Raw genomic sequence first — 24,488 nt, forward strand, 5'->3', positions numbered from 1 at the left:
TCCAGCCGTTATTCTCAACGCTGCCATGCTGCCCTCTGCCGCGAGGCGGAGGGACGCCTATATCGTCGCGTGGCAGCATTGTCTTGCCCCGACTTGAATCGCGATTGGATAGACCGAGTTCAACATGTCCACGTCCACCAAGCGCTGCTACTACGAGACCCTCGAAGTCGAACGTGACGCCGACGAATCCAAGTTGAAGTCGTCGTTCCGCAAGCTGGCGATGAAGTTCCATCCCGACCGCAATCCGGGGGACGACACCAGCGAGGTCAAGTTCAAGGAAATCAACGAGGCCTACGAGGTCCTGAAGGACAAGGACAAGCGCGCGGCCTATGACCGTTTCGGCCATGCGGCCTTCGAGCAGGGCGGTCCTGGCGGCGGCGCCGGTTTCGGCGCGGGCTTCGCCTCCTCCTTCTCCGATATTTTCGAGGACCTGTTCGGCATGGCCGGACAGCGCGGCCGCGGCGGCCGCGAGCGCGGCGCCGACCTGCGCTACAACATGGAAATCACGCTCGAGGAAGCCTTTGGCGGCAAGACCGCGCAGATCGAGATCCCGGTCTCGGTCACCTGCGAGGCCTGCTCGGGCATCGGCGCCAAGGCCGGCACCAAGCCGAAGACCTGCTCGACCTGCGGCGGCGCCGGCCGCGTGCGGCAGTCGCAGGGCTTCTTCACCCTGGAGCGGACCTGTCCGGGTTGCCAGGGCCGCGGCCAGATGATCGAGGACGCCTGCCCGTCCTGCTCGGGCCAGGGCCGTGTGACCCGCGAGCGGACGCTGTCGGTCAACATTCCCCAGGGCGTCGAGGACGGTACGCGGATCAGGCTCGCCGGCGAAGGCGAGGCCGGTGTCCGCGGCGGCCCGCCCGGCGACCTCTACATCTTCCTGTCGCTGGCCCAGCACCAGTTCTTCCAGCGCGACGGCGCCGATCTGCATTGCCGGGTGCCGATCTCGATGGTGACGGCCGCCCTTGGCGGCGAATTCGAGGTGCCGACCATCGAGAAGGGCAAGGCCAAGGTGAAGGTGCCGGCCGGGACCCAGTCCAACCGTCGATTCCGCATTGCATCAAAAGGCATGCCGGTGCTGCGCTCGCGCCAGACCGGCGACATGTACGTTCAGGTCGTGGTCGAGACCCCGCAGAATCTCACCAAGAAGCAGCAGGAATTGCTGGCCGAGTTCGAAAAGCTCTCTTCCGGCAACACCCAGCCGGAATCCGAGGGTTTCTTCACCAAGGTCAAGGATTTCTTCGGCAGTCGGGCGAATTGACTCGTCTTGACCGTATCGCCTTCGGCCTATACGTCTTTATGACCATTTTCTGACACGCCGCGTCCTGCGGTCCCGTCCGGTCCAGACATGCCATTGCCATCGTCCGCGCGTGCGTTGAAGAAGCCTCGTCTCGATGACGAGGTGCGCTTTCTCAGATCGTGGATCGAAAAGCCGCTCCACATGGGCGCAGTGATGCCGTCGGGCAAGCTGCTGGCCCGGACCATGGCGCATTACGTCGACGTCAATTCGGACGCCCCTGTGGTTGAGCTCGGCCCCGGTACCGGCGCCATCACCTCGGCCCTGGTCGAACGTGGCGTCGACCAGAAGCGTCTCGTCCTCGTCGAGTACAATCCCGGCTTCTGCGCGCTGCTGCGCGACCGCTATCCGCAGGCCAAGGTCGTGCAGGGCGATGCCTATCGCTTGCGCGACACGCTCTGGAACGTGCTGAGCGCGCCGGCATCCGCCGTCGTCTCCGGCCTGCCGCTGGTCACCAAACCGATGCTGACGCGGTTGCGGCTCATTCGCGACGCTTTCACGGCGCTCGCGCCCGGCGCGCCCTTCGTCCAGTTCACCTATGCGGTGGTGCCGCCGATCCCGAAATCGCTGCCCGGCGTGTCCACAGAGGCTTCGGAACGGATCTGGATGAACCTTCCGCCGGCCCGCGTCTGGGTGTATCGCAAGGATTAATTCCGCCGGCATTCCTCTTTGCGCGGCGGGCTCGTTTCGCCGAACGCATGGAAGCGGATGTCCGCACCCAAAATCCTGGTCATTCCCGGCTCGCTACGCACCGGCTCGCACAATGCGAAGCTGGCCGCGCTCGCCGCCTATGAATTCGCCCAGGCCGGCGTCGACGTCACCCGCATCTCGCTCGCCGATTTTCCGCTGCCGATCTACGACGGCGACCTCCAGGCCAAGTCGGGCGTGCCCAAGCACGCGATCAATCTCAAGCGCATGATCGGCGCGCATCATGGCGTGCTGATCGTTTCGCCCGAATACAATGCCTCGGTGCCGCCGCTGCTGAAGAACGCGATCGACTGGGTCAGCCGCGTGCATGAGCTGCACGAGGCGCGCGGCGAGGTGTTCCGCAACCGCGCCTTCGCGCTCGCCGGCGCCTCGCAGAGCCGGCTCGGCGCCGCCCGCGCGCTCCAGGCGTTGCGGCTGATCCTGACCTCCTGCCAAGCCAATGTGATTGCCAGCCAGCTCACGCTCGCCTTTGCCGGAGAGGCCTATGACGATATGGACAGGCTGAAGAACGAGGGCGATATCGCCGCGTTGAAGGAGCTGGTAGCGCAGTTGATCGACATTTCCCAACGCATGATGTGAGGTGACATGACGCCAGCCGAGATCGCCCCGAAAGACCGCCTGATCGTTGCGCTCGATCTGCCGAGCGTTGATGCCGCGGAGGCGATGATCGCAAGGCTCGGCGACAGCGTCACGTTCTACAAGATCGGCTATCGCCTCGCCTATGCCGGCGGCTTGCCGCTCGTTGCGAGGCTCGCGGACAAGGGCAAGAAGGTCTTTCTCGATCTCAAGCTGCACGACATCGGCAACACCGTGGCGCAAGGCGTCGAGAGCATCACCAGGCTGGGCGCGACTTTCCTCACCGTGCACGCTTATCCGCAGACCATGAAGGGCGCCGTCGAAGGCCGCGGCAGCTCGAACCTGAAGATCCTCGCCGTCACCGTGCTGACCTCCTACAACGAGGACGATCTGCACGCGGCAGGTTTCCGGCTCGGCGTCGCCGAGCTCGTCGAAGCGCGCGCGCAGCAGGCGCAGGTGCTCGGCATCGACGGGCTGGTGTCGTCGCCCGAGGAGGTGGGGGCCTTGCGCAAGATCGTCGGCCACCAGATGAGCCTCGTCACGCCCGGCATCCGGCCGGCGGGCTCGGCAAGTGGCGATCAGAAACGCATCATGACGCCGGGCCGTGCGATCACCGCGGGCGCCGATTATCTCGTCGTCGGGCGCCCGGTGGTGGAAGCCACCGAGCCCAAGGCGATCGCAGAAGCCATCCAGGTCGAGATCGCGCAGGCGCTGGGAGCATGATCCGGACCCGAAGGGCCGCGTTAGCGCAAAGTGTGCAGCGGTTTTCCATCGCGACAAACGCGGAACGCGTTTGCGCGGAGATCATGCTCAAATAGAGACAACAACAAGGGAGAAGAACAATGGCAAAAGGCTACTGGATCGGGCGCGTCGATGTGAACAGTGACGAGGGCTACAAGCCTTATGCCGTCGCCAACGGCGCGATCTTCAAGAAATGGGGCGGCCGCTTCGTCGTCCGCGGCGGCAAGTTCACCACCGTCGAAGGTGCCAGCCGCACCCGCAACGTCGTGATCGAATTCCCGGACTACGAGACCGCGATCGCCTGCTACAACTCACCGGAATACCAGGCCAACATCAAGGTGCGCCAGCCGCACTCGGTCGCCGACCTCATCATCATCGAGGGCTATGACGGCGCACAGCCGTCGGACGGCTGACAGGGGCCGTCGTTCCGGGGCGATGCGAAGCATCGAACTATGGTGCGCAATTGCGCACCTGAGAATCTCGAGATTCCGGGTTCGGCTCTGCGAGCCGCCCCGGAATGACGGTGAACGTGGCGTCCCCCCTGATCCCCCTCGGTTGCCGGAACTGCGTCCCCCCGCTACAACGGCCCCGAAGAGGATCACACCATGTCCGACATGCGCTTGATTGTTGCTGGAGCCGGCGGCCGGATGGGCCGGGCGCTGACGCGCGCGATTGCCGAGAGCAAAGGCGCGGTGCTGGCGGGCGCGCTGGAGGCGCCGGGCTCCGAGATGCTCGGCAAGGATGCCGGCGTGCTCGCGGGCCTGCCGGCCAACGGCATCAAGCTCTCGGCCGATCTCTGGGCGATGTCGAAGGAGGCCGACGGCATCCTCGATTTCACCGTGCCGGCCGCGACCATCGCCAACGTCGCGATCGCCGCCGAGCGCGGCATTGTGCATGTCATCGGGACGACCGGGCTTTCGGGTTCCGACAACGCCGTGATCAAGAGCGTCACCAATCGCGCGGTCGTGGTGCAGTCCGGCAATATGAGCCTGGGCGTCAATCTGCTTGCCGCGGTGGTCAAGCGCGTCGCCAAGGCGCTCGACCAGAGCTTCGACATCGAGATCGTCGAAACCCATCACCGCATGAAGATCGATGCGCCCTCCGGCACTGCGCTGATGCTGGGCCAGGCCGCGGCGGCCGGCCGCGGCATCTCGCTCGACGAGCATGCGGACCGTGGCCGTGACGGCATCACCGGGGCACGTAAGCCCGGCAACATCGGCTTCGCCTCCTTGCGCGGCGGCACCGCGGCCGGCGACCACAGCGTCAGCTTCCTCGGCCCGTTCGAGCGCCTGACGCTGTCGCATCAGGCTGAGGACCGCATGCTGTTCGCGCATGGCGCGCTGAAGGCGGCACTGTGGGCGCATGGCAAGAAGCCGGGGCACTACTCCATGGCCGACGTGCTCGGCCTCGCCGATATCTGAACGAAAGAAAGCAACGGAAAGCAGTCAATGAGCGAACGTCTTCTCGTGCTCGTCCGCCACGGCCAGAGCGAATGGAATCTGAAGAACCTGTTCACGGGGTGGAAGGATCCTGATCTCACCGAGCAGGGCGTCGCGGAGGCCAGGGAAGCCGGCCGCAAGCTGAAGGCGCAGGGACTCGTGTTCGACGTCGCCTACACGTCGGTGCTGACGCGCGCGCAGCACACGCTCGACCTCATCCTCGGCGAGCTCGGCCAGAAGGGGCTGCCCACGGAGAAGAACCTCGCGCTGAACGAGCGCGACTATGGCGACCTCTCCGGCCTCAACAAGGACGACGCCCGCAAGAAATGGGGCGAGGACCAGGTCCTGATCTGGCGCCGCTCCTACGACGTGCCGCCGCCCGGCGGCGAAAGCCTGAAGGATACGCTGGCGCGTGCGCTGCCCTATTACGTGCAGGAGATTTTGCCCAGCGTGCTCAACGGCAAGCGCACGCTGGTCGCCGCCCACGGCAACTCGCTGCGCGCCCTGATCATGGTGCTGGAAAAGCTGTCGCCGGAAGGCATCCTGAAGCGCGAGCTCGCGACGGGTGTGCCGATCATCTACCGCCTGAATGCGGATTCGACCGTGGCCTCGAAGCTGGATCTGGCGGGGTAACAGACGCCGTCATTCCGGGGCGCCCGAAGGGTGAACCCGGAATCTCGAGGTTCTCAGGTGCGCAGTTGCGCACCATAGTTCGATGCCTTGCATCGCCCCGGAACGACATCAGACAATCACTGCATCCCCAGCTGCCCAGCTTCCCACCCGAGCATCGCCTGCTTGCGGGTGATGCCCCAGTGATAGCCGGTGAGCGTGCCGCTCTTGCCGAGTGCGCGGTGGCAGGGCACGACGAACGACACCGGGTTCTTGCCGACCGCAGCGCCGACGGCGCGTGAAGCCTTCGGGCTGTTGATGTTGCAGGCGATGTCGGAATAGGACACCGCGCGGCCCATCGGGATCTTCAAGAGCGTTTCCCAGACCCGCACCTCGAAATCGGTGCCGATCATCACCACGCGCAATGGCTGGTCCGGCCGCCACAGCTTCGTGTCGAAGATGCGCTGGGCGAGCGGCGCTGTGCCTTCGTGATCCTCGACGTAAGTTGCGTTCCGCCAGCGCCGCGTCATGTCGGCGAGCGCGACCTTCTCTTCACCGGGATCGGCGAAGGCGAGCCCCGACAATCCGCGATCGGTCGCGATCACGATGGCCGTGCCGAAGGGCGAGGCATGGAAGCCGTAGCGCAGGGTGAGGCCCGCGCCGCCATTCTTCCATTCACCCGGCGACATCGCCTCGTGGGTGACGAAGAGATCGTGCAGCCGGCCCGGCCCCGACAGGCCGGAGTCGAGCGCGGCGTCGAGCACGCTCGCGGAATCCCGCAGCAGGCCCTTGGCGTGGTCGAGCGTCAGCGCCTGCATGAAAGCCTTCGGCGTGATCGAGGCCCAGCGGCGGAACAGATGGTGCAGCTCATCGGGCGTGACGCCGGCCGCATCCGCCATCGCCTCGATGGTCGGCTGCGCGCGCCAGTTCTCCGAGATGAAGGCGATCGCCCGGCGCACCGAGTCATAGTCGCGTAGCGCGGCATTCTGGTGGCCCGGCTTGGTCAGGCGCTGGTCATGTATGGCGAGTGTCATCATGACCGGAAATGTAGGAGAGGGGAGGGTTCGAAACCACCCGATTTCCGACGTGAACTCAGCGGATGGGGTTGAAGGTCGGTCCGCGCTTGGCGGCGTTCAGCGCCTCAACCAAGCCATTGTAAAAGCTTGTTTTTTCTTCAGGTCCCAAAAACCCGGCGAGCTGGAGCCGGCGGCCGCGCGAGATCAGGTAGAGGTGTTCGAGGCCAAAATCCTCGTCGATCTCCAGGTCGAGCCGGACCCAGAGCGGATTGAACGTCCATTCGGCGACCTGGCCGCGATGGCTGACGCGCCGCACCCGCAGTTCCGAGGGCGTGACTACGATCTCCTCGCTGGCCCGCGCGGCGCGGAAATTGACCTTGAAGGCCCACCAGATCACCAGCACGTCGAGGCCGAAGAAGCCGAGCACCGGCCACGCGCCCATCATCAGGAAGACGAGGCCGGTGACGAAGCTGACGGCGCTCAGGAACAGCATCACGGCGAGGAAGCCGGTGCGGTTCAGCGAGCGGTGCGGCGTCAGCAGCGCCGAGAAGATTTGAGCTTCGCTCTGATCTTCAGAGTCCCTGCGCTCAATTTCGTTGCCTGTGCTCATCGTCCCTCAGTATATCCCGATCATGGCGAAAATCACCCGCAAGCCGGTCCCGCGCAAAGCAGCTGTGCCTAAGAAAAAAGCAAAGGCGGCTGTGGCGAAGCCGAGGGCCCCCGCGAAGAAATCGCTCAAAGCGATGAAACCTTGGACGCCCGCCGAGATCCGCGAGGTCTTCAGCCGTTTCCGCAAGGCCAACCCGGAGCCGAAGGGCGAGCTCGAGCACGTCAATCCGTTCACGCTGCTGGTCGCCGTGGTGCTGTCGGCGCAGGCCACCGACGCCGGCGTCAACAAGGCGACGCGCGCATTGTTCGAGGTCGCCGATACGCCGCAGAAGATGCTCGACCTCGGCGAGGAGTCCTTGCGCGAATACATCAAGACCATCGGCCTCTATCGCACCAAGGCGAGGAACGTCATTGCGCTGTCGGCCAAGGTGCTCAGCGAGTTCGGCGGCGAGGTGCCGCGCACGCGCGCCGAGATCGAGTCGTTGCCGGGCGCCGGGCGCAAGACCGCCAACGTCGTGCTCAACATGGCCTTTGGCGAACACACCATGGCGGTGGATACGCATGTCTTCCGCGTCGGCAACCGCACCGGGCTCGCGCCCGGCAAGACGCCGCTGGAAGTCGAGCTCGGTCTCGAAAAGGTGATCCCGGCCGAATTCATGCTGCATGCCCATCATTGGCTGATCCTGCACGGCCGCTATACTTGCCTCGCGCGCAAGCCGCGCTGCGAGGTATGCCTGATCAACGATCTCTGCCGATGGCCGGAGAAGACGGTGTGAGGCAGTATTCGCCGTCATTCCGGGGCGATGCGCAGCATCGAACCCGGAATCTCGAGATTCCGGGTCTGGTCCTTCGGACCATCCCGGAATGACAGTGGTGAGATTCGCGTTCGGGCAAAGTGGCTTTGGGGACATGTCGTGAGTCAGCAGGATCAAGTTACGTCATCGCCGCCGCCTGCCGCTCCAGCCCCACCGCCCAAGCCGATACAGCCTCCCGCCAGCTCGCTGTGGAGCCGCCTCGTAATCCCGCTGTTCGCGGTCATCGTCGCGCTCGCTTTCGTCGCGCTGGCGACGCTGCGCTTCGACGAATGGGTCGGCAACGCGGTGATCCAGACCACCAATGACGCCTATGTGCGCTCCGAGCTGACGCGGCTGGCGAGCCGTGTCTCCGGCGAGGTGCTGACCGTAGGGGTGACCGACTTCCAGCGCGTCAAGGCCGGCGACCTCCTGATTCAGATCGATCCGGCGGACTATGAGGCGCAGGTCGCGCAGTCCGAAGCCGCGGTCGCCGCCGCGCAAGCCACGCTCGACAATCTGGCCAACCAGGTCGAGCTGCAATATGCGACGATCGCGCAGGCGCAAGCCGCGCGGCTGTCGGCCGAAGCCATTGAGGTCGAGGCGCGGCAGGAGCAGGAGCGTCAGCAATCACTGTCGCAGACCGAGTCCGGCACGCGGCAGCGGTTCGAGCAGGCGGTCGCCGCCTACGCCAAGGCGCAGGCCGACGTGCGCGCCAGCCGCGCCGTGATCGCCGCCCAGCAGCATCAGCTCGAAGTCCTGCAAGGCACCAGGAAACAGCGCGCCGCCGATCTCGACGCCACCAAGGCGTCGCTGGCGAGTGCGAGGCTGAAGCTCGGCTACACGACGATATCGGCGCCGTTCGACGGCGTCGTCGGCGAGCGCCAGGTGCAGCCCGGCGACTACGTCAATATCGGCACCAACCTCATCAACGTGGTGCCGCTGCCGAAGGTCTATGTGATCGCGAACTACAAGGAGACCCAGCTCACGCACGTCGCACCGGGCCAGCCGGTCGAGATCACCGTCGACAGTTTTCCGCGCGAGAAGCTGCGCGGCCGGGTCGAGCGGATCGCGCCGGCGACCGGCGCGCAGGTCGCGCTGCTGCCGCCTGATAACGCCACCGGCAATTTCACGAAAGTGGTGCAGCGCATTCCCGTGCGGATTCAACTCGACCACAACCAGCAGCTAACGGCACGGCTCGTGCCCGGCATGTCGGTCGTCACCAGCATCAACACCGCGGGCGCGAATGGCGGGAAATGACGATTCCGATCGCGGACCGCTCTCGCGCGGCGGCGTCGCGCCACAGCCCATGTTCGCCGTGGCGGCGGTGCTGCTCGGCTCGTTCCTCGCCAATTTCGACAGCCGTCTCACCACGGTCGGACTGCCCGACCTGCGCGGCGCGTTTTCGCTCAGCTTCGACGAAGGCGCCTGGCTCTCCACCGCCGGCATCGGCTCGCAGATCTTCATCGCGCCCGCGGTGGCGTGGCTCGCGACGGCGTTCGGGCTCAGGCGCGTGCTCGGGATCCCCAGCCTGGTCTACGCCGCGGTCTCGCTGATCATTCCCTTCGTGCACGATTATCCGACGCTGATTGCGCTCAGTGTCGTGCATGGTCTGCTGCTCGGCACCTTCGTACCGGCGACGCTGATGATCGTGTTCCGCAACCTGCCGATCCGCTGGTGGCTGCCGGCGATCTCGATCTACTCGATCCGCGTCGGCTTTGCGTTGGACACGTCGAGCTCGCTGGTCGGCTTCTACGTCGACCATCTCGGCTGGCAATGGTTGTACTGGCAGGGTGTCGTGATCGCGCCGCTGATGGGCCTGATGGTCTATCTGGGCACACCGAGCGAGCCGGTGAACCGCGCGCTGCTGCGCGAGGCCGATTGGGGCGGCATGCTGCTGCTCGGCGCCTCGGTCTCGATGATCTATGCCGGGCTCGACCAGGGCAACCGGCTGGACTGGCTGGGCTCCGGCACGGTGATGGCGCTGCTCGCCGCCGGCGCGGTGCTGTTCGCAGGCTTCCTCGTCAACGAGTCGCTGGTGCGCCAACCCTGGGCGCATGTGAACGTGCTGTTCTCGCGCAATATCGGCCTGTCGCTGGTGGTGATCCTGCTCTACACGCTGACTTCCCTTTCCAATTCATCGCTGGTGCCGAACTTCCTCGGCAATGTCGGCCTGCTCCGGCCGGAGCAGAGCGGTCTGCTGCTGTTGACCTACGGCGCGCTGCCGATGTTCGTGCTGGTGCCGATTTCGATCTGGCTGCTGCGTCATTTCGATGCGCGCGTGGTGACGGTGCTGGGCTTTGCCTGCTTTGCCGCCGCCAACCTCTGGGGCACCCAGCTCACCCATGACTGGGCGCGCGAAGATTTCATAGGCATCGTGCTGCTGCAATCGGTCGGTCAATCGACGACGCTGCTGCCGATCATCATCATGGCGCTGTCGAACTCCGATCCGAGCCGGGCCACGTCGTTCGCCGCCTATATCCAGATCATGCGGCTCGGCGGCGCCGAGATCGGCGTGGCGCTGATGGGGACCTGGCTGCGCGTCCGCGAGCAGGTCCATTCCTTCTATCTCGGTCAGAACCTCGGCGTCGGCGACGTCGATGTGGTGCGGACGCTGAAACAGCTCGCCGACCATTTCGCCGCCCATGGCGCCGGCCTGGCCCAGGCGCGCGCGGTGGGGACGCTCGCAAGCTTCGTCCAGCGCGAGGCCAATGTGCTCGCCTATATCGACGGCTTCTGGCTCTGCTTCTGGCTGGCGATGGCCGCGCTCGGCGTCGTCGCGCTGATCACCCGCGCCCCGCCGGGCCCGTTCACGCCGGCGCCGTTCGGCTTCGCCAAGATGCTGCTGCGCAAATGCGGGGCGCAGGTGACTTAAGTCCACCGTCACCGCATCTGCCGCGCCGGCTCGATCAGCTCGGGCCTCGGGCCCGACAGCCGCTTGTGCATGTGGACCATGAAGGCCATGCCGAAGATCGGCGTCGCCAGGTTGACGATCGGAATCGAGACGAAGGCCGCGATGATCAGGCCGGCGGCGAAGACGGTCGCGGCATTGTCGCGCCGCATCGCCTTGGCTTCCTTCGGCGAGCGGAAGCGCATCGCAGCGAGCTCGAAATATTCGCGTCCCAGCAGCCAGGCGGTGGCGAGGAAGAAGATCAGGAAACCGGCGCCGGCCAGCAGCACGAAGGGCAGCGCGATCAGATAGACCAGGATGGTCAGCAAGGCGGTCTTGACGCCCTCGTAGATCGCCTGGCTGAAGGGCAGCGCCACGCCCGGCCGTTCGGCGGGATAGTGTTCGCGCTCGACATGGTCGGCGACATCGTCGACGAACAGGCTCGCCACCAGCGAGGTGATCGCCGGCATCAGAAACACGGCCCCGAACACGACGCCAAGTCCCGCCGCGATCGAGACGATCCAGGCCAGGACCTCGAGCGATGTGTGCCAGCCGGGACCGAGCAGGCCCTCAAGCCAGACTTCGCCATAGGTCGCAAACCAGCTGAGCAGCCGCTGCAGGCCGATCGCCAGCACGGTGATCAGCACGAGCGCAAGCCCGATCGATCGCCACAGGATCGATCGCATCGGCGGCGAGATCATTTGCGACAGCGCCTTCACGGCGGCATCCAGCATGGGAGTTCCTCTCACGAAAACCACCCGCGAGAGGTAGACACCCCGGATCGCTTCGGCAAGGGACGCTGACCCGCCAGCCCCTGCGGCTTACCGCTCCGCGGCGATGCTGGCCCAGCAGGTGATGGCGCTGCAGACCGTGCTCCAGCGGCCGAACCCCTTGTAGATCTGGGCGGCGACTTGCTCCTGCTGCTTCAGCGTGCCCTCGGCCTTGATCTGCGGGTCGGAGACGTTGCGGATCGCGAGCCAGCGCGGCGCCTTCTCGCCCATCTCCTGGGCCACGAGGCCAAGGATGGCGTCGCCCATCTCGGAGACGTCGCCGAGGCCCTGGAGATGGAAATGATTGTCCGAGGTGTCGAAGCCGAAGAAGTCGGTGGTGACCACCGAGGAGGACAGCCCGCTCGGCTTCGCGACGAAGATCTTCGGCGCCCTGGTATTGTCCTTCGGCAATTGCCCGGCATTGGCCTTGAACAGCGTCTTGGCCTGCGCGAATTTTTTCGACACGGCGGGCCTGCTCGAAAAGTGCTCCTGCGCGAAGGGCTGCTTCTTGAATTTCGACAGGCAGTCGAAGCGCACGATCGGGCTGACCACGACGTCGCCGACCTCGAATGCCTTGCCGATACCGCCGGCGGTGCCCGTGGTGATGACCAGCGTCGGCTGCACCTCGGTGATGATCTGGCGCCAGACGTCGATGTTCGGCAATCGCGGACCGTCCTGCGACATGTGCGAGTCGGATTTGAAGATCACGCATTTCTTTTTGCCGATCGTCGTGGTCCAGTAGGTGCCGAGCCGCTTCAGCTCCTTGGCCGGGCAGCCGTTGCGCATCTTCTTGGAGATGGCGGCGTAGTTATGCGTGTAGGGCACGTAATCGTTGCGTGAATCCTTGCCCGGCGTCAGCACGCGGCTGAGCGCGTGGCCCTCGTCGACGGTCCAGGTCACGACCAGCACGTCGGCGCGCGGCAGCGGTCCCTTGCCATTGCCTTTCGGCTTCGGCCCGGTCTGCGGCGCGAGTCCCTTTGGCCAGGGAATGTCGGTGAAGCGCGACAGCCCGGTCGAGGTCGAGAAGGCCATGAACGCGCGGCCCTCGGCCGATTCGGAATCGAAATCGATGATCTCGCGCCGAAAGTCTTCCGCGGTGACCTTTGCGGTCTTCTTCGCCGCGGCATCCTTCACGCGTTTCACCACGAAGGTCTCGGGCGGGGGCGGTGTCGTGATCGGATCGAAACCAAGATTTCTCTCAACCCATTTGCGGTCGGCTAACATCGCATCGTCTCCGTCAATTTGATTTTGACAAATGTCTTTCGGTCGGCCAGTCGGGCCGACGGGTGCAATCCTAGATCGAATTCATTGGCGTCGAATGGGTCGGAGCTATTGACCGAATCGAGGCCGGTTCGGGTCGCAGACAATTTCTCCTGTCAAACAACAGTTATTCTGAAAAAAATTCGCGCAATGTCTGAACCAAGTGGCGACTGAGATTACACCTATAGTTGAGGTGCGACAATCTGCCTTCCAATCACAAACGGAGGAAGTCATGGCAAGCTCGACTAAGCGAGTTGCGCTGGTGAACAGCGCGAGGAAATTGCCGAAGGGGGCCAAGCTCGTCGGCGCGGCCGATCCCAAGCAGGAAATCGAGATCAGCGTTCGCCTCCGTGCCAAGCGCGCGCAGCCGGCGGAGGACGAATCCGTGATGGCGCTCGGCGCACAACCGCCGCGCGAGCGGCAATATCTCTCGCGTGCCGAATTCGGCGAGCATATGGGCGCCGACCCTGCCGACGTCGCCAGGATCGATGACTTCGCCCACCATCACGAGCTCAACGTCAAGAGCGTGCATCTGGCGTCCCGCACCGTGAAGCTGACCGGTACGGTGAAGGCGATGAGCGCGGCCTTCGGCGTCAAGCTCAACAAGGTCAGGCACGAGGGCGCGACCTATCGCATGCGCAAGGGCAGCGTGCAGATCCCGGCCGAGCTCGAAGGTATCGTGGTCGGTGTGCATGGCCTCGACAACCGCCCGGTGGCGCAGCCGCACTTCCGGCGCAAGATGGCGAAGACGGGTGCGACGGCGCGTGCCGCACAGGGCGGCAGCTTCTCGGTCGAACAGATCGCAGAGCTCTACAACTTCCCGGGCGGCGAGACCGGCGCCGGCCAGTGCATCGCCATCATCGAGCTCAACGACATCGACCAGAAGGGCCATCCCACGGGCGCCGGCTACAAGACCTCCGACCTGCGCACCTTCTTCAAGAAGGCGGGCATCCCGATGCCGCAGATCGCGCCCGCGAGCGTCGACGGCGGCGCCAACAAGCCGGGTCATTCCGAGGCCGACGGCGAAGTCGTGCTCGACATCGAGGTGGCCGGCGCCATCGCGCCGGGCGCCAGGATCGTGGTCTATTTCGCGCCCAACACCACCAACGGCTTCATCGACGCGGTGAAAGCCGCCGTCCACGACGCCGCGCGAAAACCCTCGGTGATCTCGATCAGCTGGGGCGGACCGGAAGACGAGGACGGCTCGCAGCAATTCGTCGACGGCCTGAACGAGGCGATCCGCGATGCCGCCGCGATGGGCGTCACCGTCTGCGTCGCCTCCGGCGACAATGGCTCGGCCGATATGGGCGAGGATTGGGACGGCAAGCCGCACGCCGACTTCCCGGCCTCGAGCCCCTTTGCGCTGGCCTGCGGTGGCACCAACCTGAGGGCGCCGAACGGTCACATCCAGGAGGTGGTCTGGAACGGCGGGACGCAGGGTGGCGCGGGCGGCGGCGGCGTCAGCGTGGTGTTTCCGCGGCCGGCCTACCAGGCCCATGCCCACGTCCCGAAGTCGCCGTCGCACTCGGTCGGGCGCGGTGTTCCTGACGTCGCCGGCGACGCCGATCCGGCGACCGGCTACCAGATCTTCCTCAACGGCGTCGGCACCACGATCGGCGGCACCAGCGCGGTGGCACCGCTGATGGCCGGATTGATCGCCCGCATCAACGAGGCCACGACCAAGAAATTCGGCAAGACGGTCGGCTTCATCAACCCGCTGATCTACGCCTCGCACGCGCAAGGCGTGTTCCGCGACATCACGGTCGGCAACAACGACATCACCGGCGATCTGCACGGCATGTACAAGGCCGGCCCCGGCTGGGATGCCTGCTCCGGCCTCGGCGTCCCCAACGGCGCCGCGTTGCAGAATTTGCTCGCGGCGTGATTGATCCTCTCCCTCTCCCCGTCCTGACGGGGAGAGGGCTGGGGTGAGGGGCTATTTCCGCGGAAATGGTGAAAGCTGTTCGTCCGCTCTCTCCCCGTCATTGCGAGCGCGGCGAAGCAATGACGAACGCGGAGCGAGACACGGGCTACACCGCGTCCAGCGGTTTGCCGCGCACGTTCGGACCGAACAGCGCCATCGCGATCACCACGATCAGCATGGCCGCGGTGATCAGGCCGAACACGCCGGTGACGCCGCCCTCCTTCAGCATGTAGGCGACGATGAAGCCCGAGAACGTCGCGCTTAGCCGGCTCATCGAATAGACGAGGCCGGATGCACGTGCCCGGATCTGGGTCGGAAACACCTCGGTCTGATAGGCGTGATAGGCGTAGGACATCGTGGTGTTGCAGGCCGTCAGCAGCACGCCGCAGACGATCAGCAGCGCCGGCTCGGTCAGTTGCGCGAACGCCATGCCGAAGACGATGATGGCGACGCAGGCGCCGGCGATGATCCAGCGCCGCTCGAATTTGTCGGCGAAGCTCGAAGCGAGCAGCGGCGCGATCGGATAGGCGAAGGCGACGATGAAGGAATATTGCAGGCTCTTGGTGACGTTGATGCCCTTCTCGACCAGCAGCGTCGGCACCCAATTGGCGAAGCCGTAGAAGCCGAAGGCCTGGCAGAGGTTGAACACCATGAACAGGACCACGAGCGAGAGATAGGGCGGGCGGAACAGGTCGGCGAAGCCGACATTCGTGGTCGATCGCACCGCCTGGCGCGCAGGCGACGTCGCGGGCCGCGACCCGGCGCCGCCGCTGGCGGCCTCCAGCGTCGTTAGGATGCGAAGCGCCTCCTCGTTGCGGCCGTGCCGCGCCAGCCAGAGCGGGCTTTCGGGCAGGAACAGCCTGAGCACCCAGATGATCATGCTGGCGGCGGCGCCGATCAGCACCACCCAGCGCCAGCCCTCGACACCGTAAGGCGCGAGCGGCACCAGCCACCAGGCGAGGAATGCGACGACGGGGACGGCGACGAACATGATCGACTGGTTCACCGCAAAGGCGCGCCCGCGCATCCGGCTCGGCACCAGCTCGGTGATGTAGGCGTCGACGGTGATGACCTCGACGCCGATGCCGATGCCGGCGAGGAAACGCCAGAACAGCAGACCTTCCGGAGAGGTCTGGCAGGCCATGATCACGGAGGCCGCGGTGTAGCCGAGCAGCGCATAGGTGAAGATCGCGCGCCGGCCGAAGCGGTCGGCGAGGAAGCCGAGGAAGAAGGTGCCGACGAACAGGCCGGCAAAGGTCGCGGCGACGAAGGCGCCGATGCCGGCGAAGCCGAAGAACGCCTGCGTCGTCGTGCTCAAAAGTCCGCTGCGGCTCAGGCCCGGCGCGATATAGCCGGTGAGGAACAGATCGTAGATCTCGAAGCAGCCGCCGAGCGAGAGCAGGATGACGAGGCGCCAGACATAGGGCGACCCCGGCATAGCCTCGAGCCGCCGCGAGATCTCGTCCGGCATGGACGGCGCAGCGCCGAGCTCGAAGCCTGTGTCGATGCCGACAACGCTCATGGTGTCCTCCCCGAGGCGCGCGGATCGCACGCGGTTCCCGGCGGCTCATCTGTGTTGCGTGTCGTGAACTCTGCCGGATCGCGCCATGTTGGCCGGTCAAGGGCGGAAATCCAGAAGAACATATCGATGGGAGCGTTCGAGATTTTCGAACTCGGCTAATGAGAGGCAGGACAGCCGCTCGGCGAACTCGGTCACCTCTCCCGCTTGCGGGAGAGGTCGGCGCGCAGCGCCGGGTGAGGGTTCTCTCCGCAACGGGACAATTCCGATGCGGAGATACCCTCACCCCAACCCTCTCCCGCAAGCGGGAGAGGGAGCGCACCGTTGCTCACCCCACCAGCTCCGCCTGCCATCCGCCGCTGCGCACCTGCTCGGCGATCAATGCGAGCATCAGGCGGCGCATCTCTTCCATGGCGTAGGTCATCGGACGGTTGCGCAGGCGGCAGAGATAGAGCGTGCGGGTCAGCTTCGGCTCGATCACCTTGCGTGCGATCAGCCGGCCGGCCGCGAGCTCCTCCCGCGCGAACAGCTTTGTCGCGATGGTGCAGCCGAGCCCTTCCACCAGCGCGCCGGTCATGCCGGTGATCGAGTTGGCGTGCAGGATGGCGCCGCCCTCCAGCCGCTTGAGCAGGACCGGATCGTCCAGCAACGCGCGCGAGGACAGGCCAAGACCGTAGCGAAGCAGGATCAGCGGCATCCGGCTCAGCTCCTCGAACCGGATCGGGGCCTTGCCCTTGCCGACCAGTTTTGGAATGCCGACCAGGAACATCTCCTCTTCGAGCACGGCTTCCGTGATCAGCTCCTTCTCCGAGGGCGGATTGTAGACCAGCGCCAGATCGACATTGGAGACCATCAGGTGCATCAGCGTCGCGCCAGACAGGCTTTCGGTGAGCGACAATTTGAGCTTCGGATATTTGGTCAGCACCGTGCGCATCAGTTCGACACCGATCGCCTTGACGCCGGAATTGGCCATGCCGATCGAGATCTCGCCGGCGATGACGCGGGCGCCCTCGCGCACCTCGGTCTCGGCCTCTGCCATCGCGCGCAGGATGATGCGTGCGTGCTCATAGAGCCTTTCGCCGGCCGCCGTCGGTTCCATGCCGCGCGACTTGCGCTCGAACAGCGGCGTTGCGAACTCGGCCTCCAGGTTCGAGATATGATGGCTGAGCGCGGACTGCGCGACGTTCACCTGGTCGGCCGCGCGCGACAGGTTCCGCTGCTCGTAGACGGCGATGAAATAGCGGAGCTGGCGTGAATCCATGGGCGATCAAGCGTTCTAGAACTGCGAAGGCAATCTTCGACAGATTATATTTTTCAGAAGGCTTGTGAAGGCCTAGTCTCCTCGGTGGACGAACAGGGAGTGACGCATGACTGAGGCCGGATTGCCGCTCGAAGGCGTGCGGATCGTCGAGATGACCCACATGGTCATGGGTCCGACCTGCGGCATGATCCTCGCGCAGCTCGGTGCCGAGGTGATCAAGGTCGAGCCGCCGTCCGGCGACAAGACGCGGAGCCTTGCCGGCATGGGAACAGCGTTCTTTCCGCTGTTCAACCGCGGCAAGCGCAGCGTCGTGCTGGATTTCGAGAAGCCTGGGGATCGCGACAGCATGCACCGTCTGCTCGCGACGGCCGATGTGTTCCTGGAAAACTTTCGCGACGGCCAGCTGGAGAAGCAGGGGTTAGGTGCCGAGGAATTGCGCCGCCGGCATCCGCATCTGATCATCGCCGGCCACAAGGGCTTTCTGTCCGGCCCCTACGAGCATCGCCCCGCGCTCGACGAGGTCGTGCAGATGATGTCGGGGCTCGCGGCCATGACCGGCACCAAGGAGAAGCCGCAGCGCGTCGGCTCCTCCGCCAACGACATCATGGGCGGCATGTTCGGCGTGATCGCGATTCTCGCCGCGCTCTATCAGAAGCGCGGAGGCAAGCGCGACGGCGCCGACATTCGCATCGGCCTGTTCGAGAACTGCCTGTTCCTTGTCGCCCAGCACATGGTCGAATATGAGATGACCGGCAACAAGCCGCGCTCGATGCCCGAGCGCGAGCACGCCTGGCCGATCTACGACATCTTCGATGCCGCGGACGGCGAGCGCATTTTCATCGGCGTCGTGACCGAGGGGCACTGGCAAAGTTTTTGTCGCGAATTCGGCCTGACCGAGTTTCTCGAAGATCCCGCCTTGCGCACCACGACCGACCGTATCCTGGCGCGGCCGCGAATCCTTCCGCGCGTCGCCGAGATCATCCGGCAGCGGAACGTGGCAGAGCTGTCGCAAAAGCTCGACGCGCTCAACATCTGCTTTTCGCCGATCAACCGGCCCGAGGATCTCCTCACCGATCCCCATGTGTTGCGCCCGGGCGGGCTCGTCAGCAATTTCACGGCCGACGGCAAGCCGTTCCATGTGCCGGCTCTGCCGGTCGAGTGGAACGGCAGCCATCTCGGTGAAGGCCTGAAGGTCGCACCGCTGGGCGCCGACACATCGGCGGTTCGTGCCGAGATCGACAAGGATGACATCGCGTCAAAAGCCGCTGGGAGGCGTGCATGAGCCGGATCGAGACGATTTACCCCTCAGATCGCGTCAGCCTGCGCGAGGTCGGCCTGCGCGACGGGCTCCAGCTCGTGAAGAAATTTCCGTCGACCGAGGCCAAGCAGCGCTGGGTGCGCGAGGAATATGCCGCCGGCGTGCGGCATTTCGAGGTCGGCTCGTTCCTGCCGGCCAAGACCTTCCCGCAATTCGTCGACGTTCGCGATGTCATCGGGGCGGTCGCGGGCCTGCCCGGCGCTCATGGCATCGCGCTTGCGCTCAACGAGCGCGGCGTCAATGAAGCCCTCGAATCCGGCGTCGGCGAAATCGCGTCGGTGGTCTCGGCCACGGAGGAGCACAGCCAGGCCAACGCCCATCGCTCGCGCGACTCCGCGATCGCCAATGTCAGGCGGCTCTGCGAGATGCGCGACGCCAGCTCCCACAAACCGCTCGTGAATGCCGCGATCTCGATGGCGCTGGGCTGCTCGATCACCGGCGCGGTTGATCCGGCCGAGGTCTTGCGGCTGGTCGACAAATGCCTCGAGGCCGGCGTCGATTTCGTCGCGATCGCCGACACCGTCGGCTACGCGGGCCCGAAGCAGGTCGCCGAACTGTCGCGCGCCGCGGTCAAGCTCGCAGAACAAAAGCCGATCTGCATCCACCTCCACGACACCCGCGGCATGGGCATCGCCAACGCCGCGGCTGCACTGGACGAGGGCGTGCGCATTCTCGACGGATCGCTCGGCGGCCTCGGCGGCTGCCCCTTCGCGCCCGGCGCGACCGGCAATGTCGTGTTCGAGGATCTCGTGTTCCTGTGCGAGAGCAAGGGATTTGCGACGGGGATCGACCTGGAGAAGCTGATCGGAGTGCGCAGGATCTTGCGCGACGAGATGCCGAACGAAACGCTGTATGGCGGCGTCGCGCGGGCGGGCCTGCCGTGCGGGACGGCGGCGAAAGCGGCGTGAGCTTTTTTTCCTTCTCCCCTTGTGGGAGAAGGTGGCGCGAAGCGCCGGATGAGGGGTTTGTCTCCGCGAGCTCGAAGAGGAGTAGTCGCTGAGACATACCCCTCACCCGTCTCGCCGCTTCGCGGCGAGCCACCCTCTCCCACAAGGGGAGAGGGAGACGCACCGTCTATGCGACGGACTTACTCATGCCGATGCGCGTGCTTCCGCGCCTTCGCCGGCTTGCCTTCGCCCGTCGGAATCATCACCACGCGCCCATAGCGCACGCCGCGTTCGGCGATGATGTGGTCGGCGAAATGCCTGACCTCGTCGGCCGCGCCGCGCAGTGCCGTCATCTCCATGCAATTGTTGTCGTCGAGATGGACGTGCAGCGTCGCCAGCGCGAGGTCGTGGTGGCCGTGGAATTCCTGCACCAGGCGTTTCGAGAGATCGCGGGCGGCGTGGTCGTAGACATAGACGAGACCGGCGACGCAGGGGCCGGTCTGCGCCGTGTCCTCTGAGGTCTGTTGCAGGCCGGCCCGCGCGAGGTCGCGGATGATCTCGGAGCGGTTCTGGTAGCCGCGCGCCGCCGCCGCGGCGTCGATCTCCGCCAGTAGATCGTCCTCGATCGTGATCGTAATTCGCTGCATCAGGCCCTCTCCGCGCGTATCGCTCCTCTTACCTCGCCCCGCTTGCGGGGAGAGGTCGGAATTCAAGCCTAGCTTGAATTCCGGGTGAGGGGGACTCTCCGCGAGTCCGTCTCTTGCCGGCTGCGTGGTGGCAGCCCCTCACCCCAACCCTCTCAGCGCGAGCGAAGCTCGTCGCGGCCCCGTAAGAACGGAGAGGGAGTACGCCCCTCACAGCCGGGTCGCTCGAAGCCGCAGCGCATTGCCGACGACGCTCACCGAGGACAGCGCCATCGCCGCCGCGGCGATGATCGGCGACAGCAGGACGCCGAAGTTCGGATAGAGGATGCCGGCCGCGATCGGAATGCCGGCGGCGTTGTAGATGAAGGCGAAGAACAGGTTCTGGCGGATGTTGCTCATCGTCGCCTGAGACAGTTTTCGCGCTCGCACGATGCCGGTGAGATCGCCTTTGAGCAGGGTCACGCCGGCGCTCTCCATTGCCACATCGGTGCCGGTGCCCATGGCGATGCCGACTTCGGCGGCCGCTAGTGCCGGGGCGTCGTTGACGCCGTCGCCGGCCATCGCGACGCTGCGGCCGGCCTTTTGCAGCTTTGTCACCACCGCGCTCTTCTGGTCCGGCAGCACCTCGGCTTCGACCTCGGCGATGCCGAGCCGGCGCGCCACCGCTTGCGCCGTGGTGCGGTTGTCACCGGTCAGCATGATCACCTTGATGCCCTCGGCGGCGAGGGCCTTCAGCGCCTCCGGCGTCGAGGCCTTGACCGGATCGGCGATCGCGAACAGGCCGGCGAGCCGGCCGTCGACGGCCATGTTGATCACCGTCGCGCCATCGTCGCGCAGCCGTTCGGCCTCGGTGTCGAGGGCCTTGGTGTCGATCCCGATCGACGACAGGTATCGTGCGTTGCCGAGCACGATGGTCTTGCCGTCGACCTTGCCGGTCGCGCCCTTGCCTGTTGGCGAATCGAACGCCTCGACCTGGCCGAGTGTGAGCTGCTTCTCCTTGGCCGCGCGCACGATGGCGTCGGCCAGCGGATGTTCGCTGGCGCGCTCGACGCTGGCCGCCCAGCGGAGAATGTCGTCGTCGGCAAAGCCGGAAGCCGGCACGATCGCGACGACCTTGGGCTTGCCCTCGGTCAGCGTGCCGGTCTTGTCGACGACAAGCGTGTCGATCTTCTCCATCCGCTCCAGCGATTCCGCGTTCTTGATCAGGACGCCCGCCTGCGCGCCGCGGCCGACGCCGACCATGATCGACATCGGGGTCGCTAGCCCCAGCGCACAGGGGCAGGCGATGATCAGCACGCTGACGGCAGCGACCAGCCCGAAGGCCAGCCGCGGCTCCGGCCCGAACCAGGCCCAGGCCGCGAAGGCGGCGAGGGCGACGACGATGACGGCGGGCACGAACCAGCCGGCGACCTGATCGGCCAGCCGCTGGATCGGCGCGCGCGAGCGCTGCGCATCGGCGACCATCTGCACGATCTGCGACAGCAGCGTCTCCCGCCCGACCTTGTCGGCGCGCATGATGAAGCTGCCGGACTGGTTGAGCGTGCCGGCGATGACTTTTGCACCGGTTTCCTTGGTGACCGGCATGGATTCGCCCGTCACGAGCGACTCGTCGAGCGAGGAACGCCCCTCCAGGATGACGCCGTCGACCGGCACCTTCTCGCCAGGGCGAACGCGCAAATGCTCGCCGGCATGGAGCGTATCGATCTCGACCTCGTGCTCGCTGCCGTCAGCCTCGACGCGGCGCGCGGTCTTCGGGGCGAGCTGCAACAGCGCCTTGATCGCGCCCGACGTCGCATCGCGGGCGCGCAGCTCCAGCACCTGGCCGAGCAGCACCAGCACGGTGATGACGGCAGCCGCCTCGAAATAGATGGCCACCGCGCCGCCATGGCTGCGGAAGGTGTCCGGGAAGATCTGCGGCACGACAGTGCCGAGGACGCTGTAGATGTAAGCGACGCCCGTGCCCATCGCGATCAGCGTGAACATGTTGAGGTTGCGCGTCACCAATGATTGCCAGCCGCGGACGAAGAACGGCCAGCCCGCCCACAGCACCACGGGCGTGGCGAAGACGAGCTGGATCCAGTTCGAGAGTGTCTGGTCGATCCAGTTGTGCGGGCCCGCGAGATGGCCGCCCATCTCCAGCACCACGGCCGGCAGCGCCAGCACGCCGCCGATCCAGAACCGCCGCGTCATGTCGGCAAGCTCGGGATTGGGGCCGGTCTCCAGGCTTGCCACTTCGGGCTCCAGCGCCATGCCGCAGATCGGGCAGCTGCCGGGTCCGACTTGGCGGATCTGTGGGTGCATCGGGCAGGTGTAGATCGTGCCCGCCGGCACCTCCGGCTCGCTCGCCTTTTCCTTGGCGAGGTATTTTGCGGGATCGGCGGCGAATTTGGTGCGGCATCCGGCCGAGCAGAAATGGAAGGTCTCGCCGTGATGGTCGAACCGGTGCTTCGATGTCGCGGGGTCGACCGTCATGCCGCAGACGGGATCGAGCACCTTTGTCGCTGCGCCGCCATGGTCGTGATGATGGGCGTGGCCGGCATGATCGCCGTGTCCGCCGCAGCATGAGGCTGCCGCAGGCTTGTCGTTCGGCGGCGTCGCCGCCTTGCTCGAACAGCCGCATCCGGTGTGACCGTCCGCGTCGTGATGATGCTTGTGCTCGGCGTCGTTCATTTCCATGCTCCGGCTTCGTGCCAGGTCTTGGCGTCAGGTCTTGCAACCCATACCCGGTAGGGGTATATAGACGGCATGCGCAAGGACATCAAGGCATCTGTCGGAAAACGTCTCGGCCGGATCGAGGGCCAGGTTCGCGGCCTGTCGAAAATGGTAGAGGAAGACCGCTACTGCATCGACATCGTGACGCAGATCTCGGCGGTGCGCGCCGCGCTGCGCCGGGTCGAGGAGGAGGTCCTGAAGGACCACGTCGCCCATTGCGTCGAGCACGCCATCACGAGCGGCGACAAGGCCGACCAGCGCGCCAAGATCGCGGAGCTGATGGCGGTGATCGGACGGGCGGAACGGTAGTTTCGTATTCGCCCGTCATTGTGAGGGGCTCGGTATCTCCCCAACGTCGTCCTGGCGAAAGCCAGGACCCATACCGCGGAATCTATCGATCGCGGTCGGCAGCGGTACCGAACGACGAGTCGTCGCCAAACTTCTCCCCGGGGTAATGGGTCCCGGGCTTCGCCGGGACGACGGCGGAGTTAAGCCGCGATCTCGCGCGCCCGTTTGCGGCGCCGGGGGCGGTACATCGCCAGCTTCTTCAGCAGCGAAACATGCTCCGCGGCGGCGGCATGTTCGACCGCGGCCGCATCGCCCGCTACTTGCTCAGCCGGAATCTCATCCGGCGCCTCTTCGTCAGCCGCTTCAGGAACGAGCGGCGGCGCACTGATCGTTTCTGGAAACACACTGAATGTGCCCGCTACCTCCTCGAGCGGCTTCTGCTTGTCGGCCCAGTGCAGGGTGGTGTAGTCGAACCCGTGCACGATGGTGGGTTTGACGACTTCGAAATAGGGCGAGATGTCGAAGTCGCGGGGCATGTAGAGCGAGGAATCGCGGATGTGCAGGATCTCGCGGCGCGCGGCGCGGCTGCCGGCCTTGGTGATCTTGGGCAGGATCGGATAGCGCACGGCGTCGAACGCCTGCGCGATCAGCGCCGAGCAGATGATCTTGGTCGGATCGCCCGAGCCGATAGCGATCATGCGGCGCCGCCAGCGCTGCGGTATCGGCAGCGGAAACAGGAAGCGCATCAGGTCGACGATGTTCTTGGTGTCGTAGCCGAAGCCGATGCGGTTGATCGCATAGCGGCAGACCGTGGTGCGGTCCTCATGGGACAGCCCGACCGGGCGGCAGACCCGGGTGTGATAGGGGAAGTATTTCGACAGCGGCGCCGAGGTGACGCCTTCGCCGATATTGGCCTCGATCAGCACATGCGGCTCGCCGCTAGGCTCTTCCGCACCCTCGATCGGGCCGACATAGAGCGCGGCATGCGACCAGGTCGACTGCGTCAGGTATTTGATGATGCCGGAGATGCGGTTGTTGCCCTCGACCAGCAGCACGTCGCCGGGCTCGATGACGCCGCGCAGGTGCTCGGGGTCGCTCGGCGTGAACGGCTCATAGCCCGGCACCTCCTTCGAGAGGTACGCGGCAATCAGCTTGCCGACTGAATCTAGGACCGTCCCCATGTCGAGCTCCCCCGCGGCCTTTTCCGGCCGCCTTTTTTCCCTTCTCTATCA

At 65.6% G+C, this 24,488-nt stretch carries 23 protein-coding genes; 14 read left to right on the forward strand and 9 right to left on the reverse strand.

The features are described from left to right. Positions 1–124: 124 nt before the first annotated feature. The 7 genes from dnaJ (at position 125) to ACE10W_RS00120 (ending at position 5,391) form a co-directional block, all read left to right on the forward strand. Positions 125–1,258, forward strand: a complete 1,134-nt coding sequence (gene dnaJ, locus ACE10W_RS00090; RefSeq protein ID WP_011083507.1) for a molecular chaperone DnaJ — start codon at positions 125–127, stop codon at positions 1,256–1,258. Positions 1,259–1,345: 87 nt separating this feature from the next. Further along, positions 1,346–1,945: a class I SAM-dependent methyltransferase gene (locus ACE10W_RS00095; protein ID WP_007598495.1), complete on the forward strand. Its 600-nt coding sequence runs from the start codon at positions 1,346–1,348 to the stop codon at positions 1,943–1,945. A gap of 57 nt (positions 1,946–2,002) precedes the next feature. Beyond that, complete coding sequence (locus tag ACE10W_RS00100; RefSeq protein WP_304549894.1) at positions 2,003–2,581, forward strand: NADPH-dependent FMN reductase; 579 nt, start codon at positions 2,003–2,005, stop codon at positions 2,579–2,581. Positions 2,582–2,587: 6 nt separating this feature from the next. Beyond that, a complete protein-coding gene (gene pyrF / locus ACE10W_RS00105) occupies positions 2,588–3,301 on the forward strand; it encodes an orotidine-5'-phosphate decarboxylase (protein WP_304549896.1) in 714 nt (237 codons plus the stop codon). 119 nt (positions 3,302–3,420) lie between these two features. Continuing rightward, positions 3,421–3,732 (forward strand): DUF1330 domain-containing protein, encoded by a 312-nt coding sequence (locus tag ACE10W_RS00110; RefSeq protein WP_011083510.1) that lies wholly within the window; start codon positions 3,421–3,423, stop codon positions 3,730–3,732. A gap of 192 nt (positions 3,733–3,924) precedes the next feature. Further along, entirely contained in the window at positions 3,925–4,740 is an 816-nt protein-coding gene (gene dapB, locus ACE10W_RS00115) for a 4-hydroxy-tetrahydrodipicolinate reductase (RefSeq protein ID WP_038965144.1), read from the forward strand. A 27-nt stretch (positions 4,741–4,767) separates the two neighbouring features. Further along, complete coding sequence (locus tag ACE10W_RS00120; protein WP_011083512.1) at positions 4,768–5,391, forward strand: 2,3-bisphosphoglycerate-dependent phosphoglycerate mutase; 624 nt, start codon at positions 4,768–4,770, stop codon at positions 5,389–5,391. Positions 5,392–5,507: 116 nt separating this feature from the next. Here the strand turns inward: ACE10W_RS00120 and ACE10W_RS00125 are convergent, their stop codons facing one another. Beyond that, complete coding sequence (locus ACE10W_RS00125; RefSeq protein WP_028172457.1) at positions 5,508–6,404, reverse strand: bifunctional helix-turn-helix domain-containing protein/methylated-DNA--[protein]-cysteine S-methyltransferase; 897 nt, start codon at positions 6,402–6,404, stop codon at positions 5,508–5,510. A 55-nt stretch (positions 6,405–6,459) separates the two neighbouring features. Then, positions 6,460–6,993 carry a DUF2244 domain-containing protein gene (locus ACE10W_RS00130; protein ID WP_011083514.1) on the reverse strand — a complete coding sequence of 178 codons (534 nt, stop codon included), beginning with the start codon at positions 6,991–6,993 and terminating at the stop codon, positions 6,460–6,462. Positions 6,994–7,015: 22 nt separating this feature from the next. Between ACE10W_RS00130 and nth the strand changes: the two genes are divergently transcribed. From nth to ACE10W_RS00145, 3 genes are all read left to right on the forward strand, one after another. Beyond that, the gene (gene nth / locus ACE10W_RS00135; RefSeq protein ID WP_028172458.1) at positions 7,016–7,768 is read left to right on the forward strand and encodes an endonuclease III; all 753 of its coding nucleotides are present in this window, start codon (positions 7,016–7,018) and stop codon (positions 7,766–7,768) included. Positions 7,769–7,906: 138 nt separating this feature from the next. Then, entirely contained in the window at positions 7,907–9,043 is a 1,137-nt protein-coding gene (locus ACE10W_RS00140; protein ID WP_304549899.1) for an HlyD family secretion protein, read from the forward strand. Next, positions 9,030–10,658, forward strand: coding sequence for an MFS transporter (locus ACE10W_RS00145; RefSeq protein ID WP_304549901.1), 1,629 nt, complete (start codon positions 9,030–9,032; stop codon positions 10,656–10,658). Before ACE10W_RS00140 ends, ACE10W_RS00145 begins: the two co-directional genes overlap by 14 nt. An 8-nt stretch (positions 10,659–10,666) precedes the next feature. On the opposite strand, the gene ACE10W_RS00150 is transcribed toward ACE10W_RS00145, so the two are convergent. Continuing rightward, positions 10,667–11,407, reverse strand: a complete 741-nt coding sequence (locus ACE10W_RS00150) for a sulfate transporter family protein (protein WP_011083518.1) — start codon at positions 11,405–11,407, stop codon at positions 10,667–10,669. An 87-nt stretch (positions 11,408–11,494) separates the two neighbouring features. Then, positions 11,495–12,667, reverse strand: coding sequence for a hypothetical protein (locus tag ACE10W_RS00155; RefSeq protein ID WP_304549903.1), 1,173 nt, complete (start codon positions 12,665–12,667; stop codon positions 11,495–11,497). 268 nt (positions 12,668–12,935) lie between these two features. Between ACE10W_RS00155 and ACE10W_RS00160 the strand changes: the two genes are divergently transcribed. Further along, positions 12,936–14,588, forward strand: coding sequence for a protease pro-enzyme activation domain-containing protein (locus ACE10W_RS00160; RefSeq protein ID WP_271612913.1), 1,653 nt, complete (start codon positions 12,936–12,938; stop codon positions 14,586–14,588). 145 nt (positions 14,589–14,733) lie between these two features. Here ACE10W_RS00160 and ACE10W_RS00165 read toward each other — a convergent pair whose 3' ends face one another. Both ACE10W_RS00165 and ACE10W_RS00170 read right to left on the reverse strand, forming a co-directional pair. Further along, entirely contained in the window at positions 14,734–16,149 is a 1,416-nt protein-coding gene (locus tag ACE10W_RS00165) for an MFS transporter (protein ID WP_375762496.1), read from the reverse strand. 325 nt (positions 16,150–16,474) lie between these two features. Then, on the reverse strand, positions 16,475–17,407 hold the full coding sequence (locus tag ACE10W_RS00170) for a LysR family transcriptional regulator (RefSeq protein WP_304549908.1): 933 nt from the start codon (positions 17,405–17,407) through the stop codon (positions 16,475–16,477). A gap of 106 nt (positions 17,408–17,513) precedes the next feature. Between ACE10W_RS00170 and ACE10W_RS00175 the strand changes: the two genes are divergently transcribed. Together ACE10W_RS00175 and ACE10W_RS00180 are read left to right on the forward strand one after the other, a co-directional pair. Next, on the forward strand, positions 17,514–18,689 hold the full coding sequence (locus ACE10W_RS00175) for a CoA transferase (protein WP_304549910.1): 1,176 nt from the start codon (positions 17,514–17,516) through the stop codon (positions 18,687–18,689). Further along, entirely contained in the window at positions 18,686–19,633 is a 948-nt protein-coding gene (locus ACE10W_RS00180) for a hydroxymethylglutaryl-CoA lyase (RefSeq protein WP_304549911.1), read from the forward strand. The genes ACE10W_RS00175 and ACE10W_RS00180 overlap by 4 nt, the downstream gene beginning before the upstream one ends. A 179-nt stretch (positions 19,634–19,812) precedes the next feature. Here the strand turns inward: ACE10W_RS00180 and nikR are convergent, their stop codons facing one another. Both nikR and ACE10W_RS00190 read right to left on the reverse strand, forming a co-directional pair. Continuing rightward, on the reverse strand, positions 19,813–20,259 hold the full coding sequence (nikR, locus tag ACE10W_RS00185) for a nickel-responsive transcriptional regulator NikR (protein ID WP_028172466.1): 447 nt from the start codon (positions 20,257–20,259) through the stop codon (positions 19,813–19,815). A 207-nt stretch (positions 20,260–20,466) separates the two neighbouring features. After that, positions 20,467–22,926, reverse strand: a complete 2,460-nt coding sequence (locus tag ACE10W_RS00190; RefSeq protein WP_304549914.1) for a heavy metal translocating P-type ATPase — start codon at positions 22,924–22,926, stop codon at positions 20,467–20,469. Positions 22,927–23,001: 75 nt separating this feature from the next. On the opposite strand from ACE10W_RS00190, the gene ACE10W_RS00195 reads away from it, so the two are divergent. Continuing rightward, complete coding sequence (locus ACE10W_RS00195) at positions 23,002–23,277, forward strand: metal-sensitive transcriptional regulator (RefSeq protein ID WP_028172468.1); 276 nt, start codon at positions 23,002–23,004, stop codon at positions 23,275–23,277. Between the two features lie 179 nt (positions 23,278–23,456). On the opposite strand, the gene ACE10W_RS00200 is transcribed toward ACE10W_RS00195, so the two are convergent. Next, positions 23,457–24,437: a YiiX/YebB-like N1pC/P60 family cysteine hydrolase gene (locus ACE10W_RS00200; protein WP_304549916.1), complete on the reverse strand. Its 981-nt coding sequence runs from the start codon at positions 24,435–24,437 to the stop codon at positions 23,457–23,459. Positions 24,438–24,488 lie beyond the last annotated feature (51 nt).

It is taken from the genome of Bradyrhizobium sp. B025, assembly GCF_042257955.1.
GTDB classification, from domain to species: domain Bacteria; phylum Pseudomonadota; class Alphaproteobacteria; order Rhizobiales; family Xanthobacteraceae; genus Bradyrhizobium; species Bradyrhizobium diazoefficiens.

Coding starts and splice junctions, on each gene's coding strand:
- ACE10W_RS00175 (WP_304549910.1), top strand. CDS start 17,514: ATGACTGAGGCCGGATTGCCGCTCGAAGGCGTGCGGATCGTCGAGATG.
- ACE10W_RS00195 (WP_028172468.1), top strand. CDS start 23,002: ATGCGCAAGGACATCAAGGCATCTGTCGGAAAACGTCTCGGCCGGATC.
- dapB (WP_038965144.1), top strand. CDS start 3,925: ATGTCCGACATGCGCTTGATTGTTGCTGGAGCCGGCGGCCGGATGGGC.
- ACE10W_RS00145 (WP_304549901.1), top strand. CDS start 9,030: ATGGCGGGAAATGACGATTCCGATCGCGGACCGCTCTCGCGCGGCGGC.
- ACE10W_RS00180 (WP_304549911.1), top strand. CDS start 18,686: ATGAGCCGGATCGAGACGATTTACCCCTCAGATCGCGTCAGCCTGCGC.
- ACE10W_RS00110 (WP_011083510.1), top strand. CDS start 3,421: ATGGCAAAAGGCTACTGGATCGGGCGCGTCGATGTGAACAGTGACGAG.
- ACE10W_RS00100 (WP_304549894.1), top strand. CDS start 2,003: ATGTCCGCACCCAAAATCCTGGTCATTCCCGGCTCGCTACGCACCGGC.
- ACE10W_RS00120 (WP_011083512.1), top strand. CDS start 4,768: ATGAGCGAACGTCTTCTCGTGCTCGTCCGCCACGGCCAGAGCGAATGG.
- nikR (WP_028172466.1), bottom strand. CDS start 20,259: ATGCAGCGAATTACGATCACGATCGAGGACGATCTACTGGCGGAGATC.
- ACE10W_RS00165 (WP_375762496.1), bottom strand. CDS start 16,149: ATGAGCGTTGTCGGCATCGACACAGGCTTCGAGCTCGGCGCTGCGCCG.
- ACE10W_RS00190 (WP_304549914.1), bottom strand. CDS start 22,926: ATGAACGACGCCGAGCACAAGCATCATCACGACGCGGACGGTCACACC.
- ACE10W_RS00160 (WP_271612913.1), top strand. CDS start 12,936: ATGGCAAGCTCGACTAAGCGAGTTGCGCTGGTGAACAGCGCGAGGAAA.
- ACE10W_RS00125 (WP_028172457.1), bottom strand. CDS start 6,404: ATGATGACACTCGCCATACATGACCAGCGCCTGACCAAGCCGGGCCAC.
- pyrF (WP_304549896.1), top strand. CDS start 2,588: ATGACGCCAGCCGAGATCGCCCCGAAAGACCGCCTGATCGTTGCGCTC.
- ACE10W_RS00170 (WP_304549908.1), bottom strand. CDS start 17,407: ATGGATTCACGCCAGCTCCGCTATTTCATCGCCGTCTACGAGCAGCGG.
- nth (WP_028172458.1), top strand. CDS start 7,016: ATGGCGAAAATCACCCGCAAGCCGGTCCCGCGCAAAGCAGCTGTGCCT.
- ACE10W_RS00200 (WP_304549916.1), bottom strand. CDS start 24,437: ATGGGGACGGTCCTAGATTCAGTCGGCAAGCTGATTGCCGCGTACCTC.
- ACE10W_RS00155 (WP_304549903.1), bottom strand. CDS start 12,667: ATGTTAGCCGACCGCAAATGGGTTGAGAGAAATCTTGGTTTCGATCCG.
- ACE10W_RS00130 (WP_011083514.1), bottom strand. CDS start 6,993: ATGAGCACAGGCAACGAAATTGAGCGCAGGGACTCTGAAGATCAGAGC.
- ACE10W_RS00150 (WP_011083518.1), bottom strand. CDS start 11,407: ATGCTGGATGCCGCCGTGAAGGCGCTGTCGCAAATGATCTCGCCGCCG.
- dnaJ (WP_011083507.1), top strand. CDS start 125: ATGTCCACGTCCACCAAGCGCTGCTACTACGAGACCCTCGAAGTCGAA.
- ACE10W_RS00095 (WP_007598495.1), top strand. CDS start 1,346: ATGCCATTGCCATCGTCCGCGCGTGCGTTGAAGAAGCCTCGTCTCGAT.